The 12,561-nt window shown below is 41.9% G+C and carries 10 protein-coding genes; 3 read left to right on the top strand and 7 right to left on the bottom strand.

Annotation, left to right across the window (positions count from 1 at the left end):
• Nucleotides 1-385: 385 nt before the first annotated feature.
• The 5 genes from ACE1CA_RS21975 to ACE1CA_RS21955 form a co-directional block, all read right to left on the bottom strand.
• Nucleotides 386-1,345, bottom strand: a complete 960-nt coding sequence (locus ACE1CA_RS21975) for an RpnC/YadD family protein (protein WP_459563606.1) — start codon at nt 1,343-1,345, stop codon at nt 386-388.
• Nucleotides 1,346-1,453: 108 nt separating this feature from the next.
• Nucleotides 1,454-2,371 (bottom strand): ABC transporter permease, encoded by a 918-nt coding sequence (locus ACE1CA_RS21970; RefSeq protein WP_413277831.1) that lies wholly within the window; start codon nt 2,369-2,371, stop codon nt 1,454-1,456.
• A 44-nt stretch (nt 2,372-2,415) separates the two neighbouring features.
• Nucleotides 2,416-3,516, bottom strand: coding sequence for an ABC transporter substrate-binding protein (locus ACE1CA_RS21965; protein ID WP_413277832.1), 1,101 nt, complete (start codon nt 3,514-3,516; stop codon nt 2,416-2,418).
• A gap of 34 nt (nt 3,517-3,550) precedes the next feature.
• A complete protein-coding gene (locus tag ACE1CA_RS21960; RefSeq protein ID WP_413277833.1) occupies nt 3,551-3,952 on the bottom strand; it encodes a hypothetical protein in 402 nt (133 codons plus the stop codon).
• Nucleotides 3,953-4,019: 67 nt separating this feature from the next.
• Nucleotides 4,020-5,150 carry an ABC transporter ATP-binding protein gene (locus tag ACE1CA_RS21955; protein WP_413277834.1) on the bottom strand — a complete coding sequence of 377 codons (1,131 nt, stop codon included), beginning with the start codon at nt 5,148-5,150 and terminating at the stop codon, nt 4,020-4,022.
• A gap of 244 nt (nt 5,151-5,394) precedes the next feature.
• Between ACE1CA_RS21955 and mrdA the strand changes: the two genes are divergently transcribed.
• Nucleotides 5,395-7,266: a penicillin-binding protein 2 gene (gene mrdA / locus ACE1CA_RS21950; protein ID WP_413277835.1), complete on the top strand. Its 1,872-nt coding sequence runs from the start codon at nt 5,395-5,397 to the stop codon at nt 7,264-7,266.
• Nucleotides 7,267-7,348: 82 nt separating this feature from the next.
• On the opposite strand, the gene ACE1CA_RS21945 is transcribed toward mrdA, so the two are convergent.
• Nucleotides 7,349-8,182 (bottom strand): M15 family metallopeptidase, encoded by an 834-nt coding sequence (locus ACE1CA_RS21945; RefSeq protein ID WP_413277836.1) that lies wholly within the window; start codon nt 8,180-8,182, stop codon nt 7,349-7,351.
• A 243-nt stretch (nt 8,183-8,425) separates the two neighbouring features.
• Here ACE1CA_RS21945 and ACE1CA_RS21940 point away from each other — a divergent pair, with 243 nt between their 5' ends.
• A complete protein-coding gene (locus tag ACE1CA_RS21940; RefSeq protein ID WP_413277837.1) occupies nt 8,426-9,220 on the top strand; it encodes a DNA adenine methylase in 795 nt (264 codons plus the stop codon).
• Nucleotides 9,221-9,366: 146 nt separating this feature from the next.
• Here the strand turns inward: ACE1CA_RS21940 and psbA are convergent, their stop codons facing one another.
• On the bottom strand, nt 9,367-10,449 hold the full coding sequence (psbA, locus tag ACE1CA_RS21935; RefSeq protein WP_486517481.1) for a photosystem II q(b) protein: 1,083 nt from the start codon (nt 10,447-10,449) through the stop codon (nt 9,367-9,369).
• Nucleotides 10,450-10,704: 255 nt separating this feature from the next.
• Between psbA and ACE1CA_RS21930 the strand changes: the two genes are divergently transcribed.
• The gene (locus tag ACE1CA_RS21930; RefSeq protein WP_413278837.1) at nt 10,705-12,561 is read left to right on the top strand and encodes a methyl-accepting chemotaxis protein; all 1,857 of its coding nucleotides are present in this window, start codon (nt 10,705-10,707) and stop codon (nt 12,559-12,561) included.

The raw sequence follows: 12,561 nt of genomic DNA, 5'->3' as shown, positions 1-12,561 counted from the left end.
GCCCGTCGTCTGTTTCGTGCTTCACAACTTTCTAATTTACCGGATTGAGCGTTCTTTCTCCATTCTTAGATTTTGCACCGAAATTCGTATCCTGTGTTACGCGCAACCATAACACACCAAAAAAACCTCTTTCCTTCTCTTTCCTTCGTGTCCTTCGTGTCTTCGTGGTTCATTAAAAAGGGAATGTTCCCCTAATTCAAAAAGCAAAAATACCGGGCGATTAGAAATCGCGGCTACACAAACAAAGCCTGCCTCCGCAGGCTAGATATATTAGTCCGCGCAGGCGGACTTGGTTTATATAGCCCCAGACTTCCAGTCTGAGGGGCAATTTACACATTTGGGATGCTCCCTTTCTTTCTACCAACAAAACAGCAATATTTTACGACTATTGCTGATAAATTAGCCGCAACTCCTCTACTGTATTCGCCGTTCTCAAAGCAGTGTGAATCGCTCTTAATTGCTCTACATCTTCTAGAAGGGAAATTTCTGGTAACAAGCTTAATCCACTCTCACCAAATTTTAACTCTAACCCTAATTCAATACTCTCTAAAAGTATCTGTTTCATCTGTTGTCGGCTTTGCTGAATACCCTTTTCAATTCCGAATCTTTCAACGCTGGTGATATACGGCATACGTCTTTCTCCTTCTAATTGAATTACTTCTTGCCAAAACTCTCGATCTAATTCTTGTGGGAGGCTCATTATCCAGTCTATAAACTGGAATAGATTTATGATATCTTTCCGTTCATAACCTTGTTCGTACAACCGTCTAGTTAAAGCTAATTTCCACTCTTTACGTTGGGTTCTATTATCGCGGGTTTCCAGAGCTTTCAAGTGAGCCATTACTACGGTAGCAAAGGGGTTGCGGTTTTCTTGTAACGCCGACCATTGTTGTTGGTAGTCGAGCAATTTCACTACGGGAAATCTGAATCTGATTTCGCATCCAAATAATTCATAGCCGAATTGTTCGGGTCGCCAGTTTTTTCGCTCGTCACCTAATACGGCTAGAGAAGCTACTGACTTCTTGTAGCGATCGTATATCCGATAATTATAAGTAAACATCCTCTCGGCAAAGTCCGATTCTTCTTGACTCTGCACTTCTACATGAAGCAAAACCCAAACTTCTGAACCATTTTTAAGATAAATCTTTACCAGTTTATCAACTAATCTCCGCCCTAATTCCGCATCTCTTACTACTTGTTGTAGTTCCTTATCTAGAAATTCCGGGGGGCGCGTCCAATCGATTTCTTGATGAGCTTCCGGGAAAAAGAATAATATAAATTCCTCAAAATAGGCTTGTAAAATATCTTTCCAAGGAGTATCGAATTCGGTCTGAGGATTAATCAGTTTCATAGAGTTCGGAACTTTTAGAAGTAACTGCCTGATTTTGTGCCATAAGCCTGTCTCCAAAAACCAATCCCTAGTCCCCAGTCCCCAGTCCCCAATCCCCAGTCCCTAACGCTGAGGAGTTGTTTCACCAAATCTGATTAAAAGGGCGATCGCAATACTAACTGCCATAATTAATAACATACTCAATGCTGAACCAAATCCCCAATTTTGTGTTGCCCCTAAAAATTGGTTATAAATCAGCCGAGAAACGGTCATACTAGAAGCACCACCTAACAATTCTGGATCGACAAAATCGCCTAATCCAGTAATAAAAACTAGCAAAGAACCAGCCGCAATTCCTGGTAAACTTTGCGGTATTGTAACTTTAGAAAATGTCTGAATGGGATTTGCGCCTAAGTCGGCTGCTGCTTCTAATAATCTGCGGTCTAATTTTTCTAAAGAAGCATACAAAATTAATACCATATATGGCAATAATCCGTAACTCATACCGATAAGAACTGCGATATCGGTGTAAAGAATATCTAATGGGGGAAGACCAATATTACCCAGGATTGTATTTAAAACTCCACTGCGGCGTAAAATGGTAATCCAGGCATAAGTTCTTAACAAAGAAGAAGTCCACAAGGGTAAAACAAAGGCGACTAAAATTAAGTTACGCCATCTTTTTGGACTTAATAAAGCAATCCAATAAGCTACAGGAAATCCTAAAAGTAGACAAATTATTGTGGTTCCAAAGGCTAAATAGAGCGATCGCCAAATCACCCTCAGATATACTGGTTGAAATGCTTGAATATAGTTGGCTATTCCTGAAGGATTTACTACCTGTCCGGGTTTAATTCCCGGAACTAAACTTAATTCAAAAATTACTAGGGTTGGAAGTACTAATAACAGTAATAACCATAACCCAGAAGGGCCAAGAAGTACTAGAGGTTCCCACCAACGTTGACCAAGTTTTCCACTAGGATTTTTTGCGGGAACAGGGGGATTAGAACTAGGATTTACAGAAGGAATTTGAGTAGACACAGTTCAATTTTAGAGTTGAGATTTTTAATTTTGGATTAGCAATTTTAACTGCTTCTTAGTTGAGTCCAGTAATTATCGTAAACTTCGCTAAATTTACCCAGAGGCTCGATTCTTTCAGCTTTTGTTAACACTGATTCCAAGGGAAATAAGGTGGGATTTTTGGCGACTTTTTCTGGTAATTGTTTCATCGCAGTATTATTTGGTGTGGCAAAGTTTAGGGTTTCTGTAACTAATGCAGCTACGGAAGGTTCTAACATAAAACTAATCCAAGCATAAGCTGCATCAGGATTAGGTGCATTTTTGGGAATTACCATTGTATCTGTCCACAGGGATGTTCCACTGCGGGGAATTACATATTTTAAATCAGATTTTTCTTCCATCACTTCCATTGCGTCTGATGAATAACCCATCGCGATTAATAAGTCTCCTGCTAATATTTGTTCTTTCCAGGCATCGGTTGTAAAAGATGCGATCGCAGGTTTCAAAACCTTCAATTTCTCATAAGCTTGTTTCACTTCTTGGGGATTAGTTGAATTGTAAGAATAACCTAGACTTCGCAAGGTTGCTCCCATCACTTCTCGCACATCATCCATCAGAGTCATGCGTTTAGCTAATATTTGTTGATTTTGCCACAAATAATCCCAATCTTCTGGAGCCTTTGCGAGTTTTTTGCTATTATAAACTAACCCAGTTGTTCCCCAACTAATAGGTACGCTATGACGGTTGCCTGGATCGTATTCAGGGTTTTTAAATTGGGGCATTAAATTATTTAAACCACTCAAACGATCGCGGTCTAATTCCCTTAACAAACCCAACTCTAACATTTGTCTGACCATATAATCAGAAGGATAAATAATGCTATAGTCAGCGCCACCACCAGCCTGAATTTTAGCTAACATAGCCTCATTAGAATCAAAAACATTGGCTATAGCTTGTACACCAGTAGTTTCTGTAAATTTATTTAGTAACTCGTTATTAGTATAACCAGACCAAGTGTAAATATATAACTTATTAGGATTACCTTTATCAGTGGTGGAAGGTCTTACTTGTGCTAAAGTCCAGCCACAACTAGAAAGCACTAATCCTGAAGTTGCTGCTACTGCTGTTTTGAGAAAATTACGTCGTTTTAAAACCAGACTTTTCATTGTTAATTGGTAGATAGCGATCGTTTCTACTACTTTAACAGTAGCGCACGGATTGTTCTAAAGGTAAAGGTTCGCCTGTTTTGGCATCTGTATTTTGACAGGCGAATAACATTTCAGGAGAAAGCTTTTCAAATTCTAAGCGATCGGCAGAGGATTTGAGAATATAACCCCGGAGTTCCTTATAAGGTAAGCGAGTTAGACGATCGATTTCCCCAGTAAAGGAACGTAAAATCAGAGAACCATAAGGATGACAACCTTGGCTAATTTCCTTTTTAAACATGGCTTTGACATGACGATCGTAACCATATTTTACCTTGTCTGATTCCCGGATTAAATCGACGACAAAGCATTCCCCTTTACTGTTGAGGAAAGTAGCGACCGCTTTATCTGGACAGTGAGATTCTAACTCTTGGAAAAATTTCTCTAATCCCAGCATTTTACTCTTTATCCTGATGAATTGGACATCATTGAATCAGAGGAAGTTTACTGATGACAACAGACATTTAACTATTGACTAAAGCCAGACAATCGTTAGTATTCCAGTAAACGTAAACAGGCTGATTCGTATCCGGTATAGCGAAATTATTAGCTTGCATTACCGTCATGCGATCGCCAGAATCCAGTTCTACCAAACAATGAACGTGAGTTCCCAAATACATAACATTTTTTAACCGTCCACTAAAACAATTACCTTTTAAAGCCGGAAGCTCAAGACTTAGTTTAATTTTTTCCGGTCGGATGCTCACCACTACTGGGTCTTGAGACTGAAAAACTGAAGCAGATTCATATTTTTGGACAAAGATTTTCATTTTATTATCCGTCAAAACCTGTAAATCTGAACCTTCCGTAACGATTACTCGACCGCGAAATAAATTAGTATCACCAATAAAATCGGCAACAAAAGCAGTTTGGGGACGTTCATAAATTTCGCTTGGACTACCAATTTGTTCGATTTTACCTTCGTGCATCACGGAAATGCGATCGCTCAGACTCAAAGCCTCTTCTTGATCGTGAGTCACCATCACAAAAGTTAACCCCAAATCTCGGTGAAGATTTGATAATTCTACTTGCATTTCCTTCCGCAATTTCAAATCCAAAGCGCCCAAAGGTTCATCCAACAACAATACAGCAGGACGATTAACTAAAGCTCTAGCTAAAGCTATCCGCTGTTGTTGACCACCAGAAAGTTGAGCGGGAAAACGGTTAGCATAAGATTCCATTTTGACTAACTTCAGAGCACCTTTGACGCGATCGGCAACCGCAGCTTTGGGAAGACGCTTAATTCTTAACCCAAAAGCCACATTTTCCCACACCGTCAAATGATTAAACAGCGCATAACTTTGAAACACCGTATTTACCGGACGACGATAAGGCGGAACATGAGTCATCGACTGACTTTGAATCAACACCTCACCAGCAGAAGGCGACTCAAAACCAGCAATTAAACGTAAGGTAGTGGTTTTACCGCATCCTGAAGGCCCAAGAATACTAAAGAATTCGCCTTGGTATATATTTAGATCGACTCCGCGAACGGCAGTTTCTCCATTAAAGACCTTAAAAACCTTACGCAGTTCAACATCCAGCGCCTTGTGAGTGTACTTTGCATCTTGATTCTGGACGGCTATTTGAGACATAATGGCGACTTCCTGTAGAGATGCCCTAGTTACAACTTAAAACAGAATGAATCAGCTGATTCAAGGGGAAAATTGTTCTTGGCTTATTTTGACATTCTGCCCTAAGCTATAGCCAGATGCACAGCTGGTAAAAAACAGACATAGGTGGTATTTCTTAAAGGTACTATTTTGCTGGCTGCGATCGTACCCGATCCCAATTCCCAGCATATTGCTTCTAGGCGTTTAATCTGTCAATTTCTGCTCTATGGCCCTGATTCAGTCTTCCTCACTAGACAAGCAACAGAAAACTCGTTCTGTAGGACGCAGTTACCAATCGCTGATTGTCATGTTAATTATCTCCCTGCTTCTAGTAGGAACTCTTGGTAGTCGTCTGGCTTACCTGCAATTGGTGGAAGGAAAACGCAACCGGGAGTTAGCAGAGAAAAACCGGATTCGCTTGATGCCCAAACAACCGGAAAGAGGTAACATTTTCGATCGCAAAGGCAGAATCCTCGCCAGCAGTCGTCTAGCACGTTCAGTATATCTTTGGCCGCGAATCAATAAAGAACCCCACTGGCTCAAGACACGCCAACGTCTAGCACAGATTTTAGACATTCCCGAAACAGACATTCAAAAGCGAGTCATTGGCAGAGAAAATTCCTCGACCTTAATCAGAATAGCCAGAGATATCTCTCCCGAACAAATTACTGCCCTAGAAGAATCCAGAAATCAACTAGAAGGAGTCAGCGTCGATATTGAAGCCTTAAGAATGTACCCCAACGGCGAATTAGCGGCTCACGTACTCGGTTACACAGGCGAATTAAGCGATATCGAACTCTACAAACGTCGTCAAGAAGGATACCGCATCGGCGATATCGTCGGGCAAATGGGAGCCGAATATGCCTTTGAGCCATCATTGCGTGGCACTTGGGGCGGTCAACAAGTGGAAGTGGATGGACGGGGGCAGATAGTCCGAATTTTGGGCGAAAAGCCCTCCAAACCAGGGAAAAACGTGCAATTAACCCTAGACCTGGAATTACAAAAGGCAGCCGAAGCGGTTTTAGGGGAAAATAAAGGCTCGATCGTGGCGATCGACCCTAGAAATGGCGCAATTTTAGCAATGGTTTCTCGCCCCGCCTTCGATCCCAATATTTTCTCTTCGCGGATTAAGCCGGAAACTTGGAAAAAATTACAAGCAAAAGACCATCCTTTTGTCAATCGAGCATTACAAGCTTTTCCCCCTGCCAGTACTTTTAAAATTGTCACCACAACAGCGGGTTTGGAATCAGGTAAGTTCTCCCCGAATACAGTGTTGCAAACCTACCCAGCAATTAGGGTAGGGGGAATTTGGTTTGCTGATTGGAACCGGGCTGGATTTGGCCCATTGGGATTTGTAGGAGCAATGAAGTGGAGTAGCGACACATTCTTTTACCAAGTGGGGATGCGAGTCGGCGGGCCAACTTTGATTGAATGGACAAGAAAGTTCGGCTTTGGTAAGGAAACAGGTTGTGAGTTGAAAAAAGAAGAAGTTGCTGGTTTAGTGCCGGATAATGATTGGAAACTGAGGCGGATGAAATACGAGTGGACGGTTGGTGATACTGTGAATATGTCGATCGGTCAAGGCTTCTTACAAACCACACCGTTACAAGTAGCAGTCATGTTTGCCGTCCCCGCCAATGGTGGTTATCGCGTCCAACCTCACATTCTCAAAGATAACGAAGAAGCGAGAAGCTGGCGAGAATCTTTAAATATGAAGCCCGAAACGGTGAAAATTCTCCAGGAAGGTTTAAGAGCTACAGTAACTAACGGTACGGGGAGAGCCTTAAATGTGAAGACGATTCCTCCAGCTGCGGGTAAGAGTGGCACTTCCGAAGTCGGACATGGCAAAAAAGTCCACACTTGGTTCGGTGCTTACGCCCCAGAAGATAAGCCAGAAATTGTCGTAGTCGCATTTGGGGAACATTCTGGCGGTGGTGGTGGCAGTTTCGCTGCCCCTAAAGTTCTAAAAGTTTTAGAAGCCTATTTTAATCAAAAAGAAGCTGCCCAAGGAAAGGCAGAAAGCAAAGAAAAAGAAGAGAAAAAAGACACAAGTAAAGGCAGAAGGCAGAGGGCAGAAGGCAGAAGGACAAGGGGATAGGGGACTGGGGAAAATTTTGAGTTTTGAGTTTTGAGTTTTGAGTTTTGAGTTATCAAGTTTTTGTCCCCTTGTCCCTTATCTCCTACTTCTGACTGGAACCGAGATTTTTGGCTTTGTAAAATGTTTCTAGGCTTTGTCGATCGCCCACGAAACGCCAATGCCAAGGTTCGTAACTTACGCCTTGGGCGTTGTTTTTGGGAAAGGACATTTCAAAGCTAAAACGCGGAGCATTTGCTTGTAGCCACTTAAAAGCAGCTGTTTTTTCAAAATAGGGGTTCAAGTTGGTGGCAGGGACATTGCCATCGCCGATATCAACGGCGTAACCTGTGTGATGTTCGCTGTAACCTGGAGGGGCGCTGACGGATGCTCGTTCGGCTGCTGCTTGATTTCGCTGGGCTTTTACATCAAAAAATAGGTGTTGCTGCTCTGCTATAGACCGAAATCCAGAAATAGGTACTAAAATAATTCCTTGCGCTCTAGCTGCTGCTACCATTGCTTTAAATTTCTGGGCAGCTGGTTGACGTAGTTTAATTCGACCATCAGTTGTAATTGACTGTAATTGTGGGAGTGGTGCTTCTTGATAAGCGAAATGTCCCGATTTTCCTACAACTATATCGGGTTGTTTGGTCGGTACTTGGCTCGGTTCCACTGGGGCGGGGGTTGGCGGATTATCTTTACTTTGACTGTTATTAGCGCTAAAAATATTTAGCTTTGATAGGTCTAAGGATGAGAAGGTGGCAACCCAAAAACCAGCAAACATGGCAATTAATCCCAATCCTGTTAGTCCTGGTATTAGCCAGAATCTATGCTTCCGATGCTGGGTAACTGTGGTTGGTGTTTCCCGTAAAGCCTCTGGGATATCTTCTAATGAAGGTGTTACTCGCGATCGCTTGCTGGCGAGGTCGGGATTGTCCACGCAGGTCACTCCTACTCTCTACGAAACTCTAGTCTAAATAATTGTAAACCCCGATCGATTAATCGCTAAACTAATGTTGAATAATCCGGCAAAATCCGTTTCTCCTCCTCCTTTTCTCAAGTAGGCAGGGGATAAGCTGTCACGCATTTAAATCACTTATTAAGATTGCAGGGGAGCAGGGGAGAGAATTAGACCAATTTTCTTAAGAACAATGATTAAAACTCTAGAGGCTTGAACTAAAAGATGACAGCTACCCTAAAACAGAGTCTAAACCCACCCCTTAAGTGGGCTGGTGGAAAACGCTGGTTAGTACCTATATTGCGGGAACTCTTGGGCAACCGAACTTATAACAGGTTAGTTGAGCCTTTCGTTGGCGGTATGGCTATTGCTTTAGGTCTTCTTCCTGAAAAAGCCCTACTAAACGATATCAACCCTCATCTGATTAACTTCTATAGGTGGTTACAACGTGGCTTAAAGATCGATATTCCATTAGAGAATGATAAGGACTGCTACTACCAATACCGCGATCGATTCAACCAGTTAGTCAAGGCAGGACAAAGCAATACCAAAAGTGCCGCAGAGTTGTTCTATTTCTTGAATCGCAGCACCTACAACGGATTAGTCCGCTTTAATAGCAAAGGTGAATTTAATGTACCTTTCGGTCAGTACAAGACAATCAACTACACTACAGACTTTACTAACTACATCCCACTTCTAAAAGACTGGGTGTTCAGTTGTGGAGACTTTTCTATGTTGTCTCTTGAAGAAGGCGACTTGATATATGCTGATCCACCCTATGATGTGGAGTTCACAAGATACAGTGCTACTGATTTTAAGTGGGAAGACCAGATTAGGTTAGCAGAGTGGTTAGCTATATCTAAAGAGACTGTCATTGTATCTAATCAGGCAACAGAGAGAGTAATTAACTTGTATACTCGACTAGGATTTGAGATCAAATTGTTAGATGGCCCCAGACGGATTGCTTGTAATGGCGATCGAAAGCCAGCCAAAGAGATACTAGCTTTCAAAGGACTTTGATGCACCCACGTAATATCGAATACCCAAATGTTTGCTAAGCAGTCAGCAGAGGATATGATTGTAGAATTACGTAAATTATCCAAAACAAAAAAGCGCCTTCTCTGAGAGAAGGCGCTTTTTTGTTAAAGACTTATTATCACCAAACCTTAGCCATTGATCGCAGGAGCGCTCAAAGCCACAGGAGCAACTTCAGCAGAAGCCAAGTCGAGAGGGAAGTTGTGAGCGTTGCGCTCGTGCATTACTTCCATACCCAAGTTAGCGCGGTTCAGTACGTCTGCCCAGGTTCCAATCACACGACCTTGTGAGTCAATTACGGATTGGTTGAAGTTGAAACCGTTGAGGTTGAAGGCCATTGTACTTACACCCAACGCGGTGAACCAGATACCAATTACAGGCCATGCACCTAAGAAGAAGTGCAAGCTCCGGCTGTTGTTGAAGGATGCGTATTGGAAGATCAAACGACCGAAGTAGCCGTGTGCTGCTACGATGTTGTAGGTTTCTTCTTCTTGTCCGAACTTGTAACCGTAGTTTTGAGATTCGGTTTCGGTGGTTTCACGCACCAAGGAAGATGTCACCAAAGAACCGTGCATTGCGGAGAATAAGGAACCGCCGAATACACCAGCCACACCTAACATGTGGAAGGGGTGCATCAGGATGTTGTGCTCTGCTTGGAACACGAACATGAAGTTAAATGTTCCAGAGATTCCCAAAGGCATTCCATCAGAGAAGGAACCTTGACCCAATGGGTAGATCAAGAATACTGCGCTTGCAGCCGATACTGGTGCGCTGTACGCTACGCAGATCCAAGGACGCATCCCTAAGCGGTACGACAATTCCCACTGACGACCCATGTAGCAGAATACACCGATCAAGAAGTGGAAAATTACCAACTGGTATGGGCCACCGTTGTACAGCCATTCGTCTAAGCTGGCTGCTTCCCAAATTGGGTAGAAGTGCAGACCAATTGCGTTAGAGGAAGGTACAACTGCTCCAGTGATGATGTTGTTTCCGTAGATTAAGGAACCAGCTACGGGTTCGCGGATACCATCGATGTCTACTGGTGGTGCTGCGATGAATGCGATGATGAAGCAAGTGGTTGCGGTTAGCAAGGTGGGGATCATCAATACGCCGAACCAACCGATGTATAAGCGGTTTTCGGTGCTGGTGATCCAGTTGCAGAACCGTTCCCAGACGTTAGCGCTTTCGCGACTTTGAATGGTTGTGGTCATTGTTGGATAATTGCGATGATTTGATTTTCGAGGTTCAGGGCGGTTTCTTTACCCGCTTGAATATACATTAAGGGATTTGTTGCGGTTTGTAAAGGGGGGTAAGGAAAAATTTTTATATTTTAATAAAAGAATTTTGAAGCAGGTTCAGCTTGACGGGAAAGTGCCAATCCACGCTAGTTGGCTTTATAGATTATAAAATCTAAAATCAGTTTACCAATCACTCAATACGCTTAACGTTATCTCTTTAAAAAAATAATGTTTCAGAATCTATCGTTACGAAATAAAGCTATTGGTTTTGCGATCGCATTAGGGACACTTCCAGTGATACTAATTGGCACTGTAGCTTATTACTTTGCCAATCGTTCTATTACGCAAGACGTGATGCAATATCAAAAAGCTTATGCTGTAGAAGTTGCGGATAAACTCAGTCGTTTCATGTTTGAACGTTATGGGGACATTCAAACAGTAGCTAACTTAGCTATTATTAACGATCCAAAACTTAGTCAGATTGTTTCTCAAGCACAAAAAGAAAAAACTCTGAATAGTTACCTGAAAGCTTACGGTGTTTACGATAATATTACTATTTTTAATTTGGATGGCAGCGTAAGTGTTAAATCAAAGGGATCGGTTGTTCAAAACCCTAGAGATCGAGATTACTTTCAACAAGCACTCAACCAAAATCAGCCCTTTATTAGTAATCCAGAAATTTCTCCATCTACCAATGAATTAGTGCTTTATTTAGTTGCACCAGTTAAAGATGCTGTAACAGGAAAAATTATTGGGATAGCCCGATCGCGATTACCGTTACATCATATTCAGGAACGCATCAAAAATTTTGACGATCAAGAAAAACAAATTCATGTGATTGATGCTTTTGGTAAAATATTTATATCTCAAAACTCAAAAGATATAGGTCAGAATATATTTTCTGAATATCCAGAATTAAAGCAACTACAAGCAAAAAAAGAAGCAGATGTAGAAGTAGCTTTTTCGGAGGTTGATAAAACTGATAAAGTAATAGCTTTCGCTACTACTCCTACATTAATAGGAATGCCCAATTTGAAATGGCTAATTTTGGTTGACAACAGCACAGCAGTAGCGTTTCAGCCTCAGACAGAATTACTCGTTACCATATTAATTGGCAGTGGAATTACGGTTTTAACAGTCAGCGCGATCGCAGTTGTCCTTGCCAATCGTACCACCAAATCTATTAATTCAATAGTCAATTCTATCACTACTTCCACATCAGAAATTGCCGCAACAATTGAGCAACAAGAACGAGTTGCTACTCAACAAGCAGCTTCCGTAAATCAAACTACTGCGACAATGACTGAGTTAGGTACATCATCAAGAGTTTCCGCAGAACAAGCAGAATCAGCAGCGGAAAATGCCCGCCAAGTACTAACTTTAGCAGAATCATCCGCAGCTGGATCGCGTCAAGTTTTAGACTTAGCAGAACGGGGAACGCAGACAGTAGAACGGACTTTGTTAGGGATGTCTACTCTTAAAGAAAAAGTAGGATCGATCGCGCAACAAACCTCACAATTAACTGAACAAACAAATCAAATCGACAGCATTACTAACATAGTTAGTGACTTAGCTAGTCAAACAAATATGTTAGCTTTAAACGCTGCTGTAGAAGCCGTGCGTGCAGGCGAACATGGCAGAGGATTTGGTGTAGTTGCTACGGAAATTCGCAAATTGGCAGATCAAAGTAAACAATCAGCGCAAAAAATTAATGCTTTAATTTTAGGGATTCAATCTGCCATTGATTCTACAGTTATGGCAACTGATGAAGGGAGAAAAACCGCAGAAGAAAGCATAAAACTTTCTCAAGAAACAGCAACAGCTTTTACCGCAGTAACGCACGCCATCAATGAAATTGTCTTGAGTAAACAACAAACTTCTCTAACTGCAATTAATGATATTGTTGTTGGTTCTCAGCAAATTTCTCTGAATGCAAAACAACAAGCGATCGCCATTGAACAAGTAGTTGATGCCATGAACAATATTAATCAAGGTGCATCCCAAACTGCCAGCGGCATCAGTCAAACAAAAGTTGGCATTCAAAAACTTAACGAAGTTGCCCAAGATCTTAAAGCAATGGTTTAG

The sequence above is a fragment of the Floridaenema evergladense BLCC-F167 genome (assembly GCF_041929205.2).
Taxonomy (GTDB): Bacteria; Cyanobacteriota; Cyanobacteriia; order Cyanobacteriales; family Aerosakkonemataceae; genus Floridanema; species Floridanema evergladense.
This window is presented reverse-complemented; position numbering and strand designations above follow the sequence as displayed.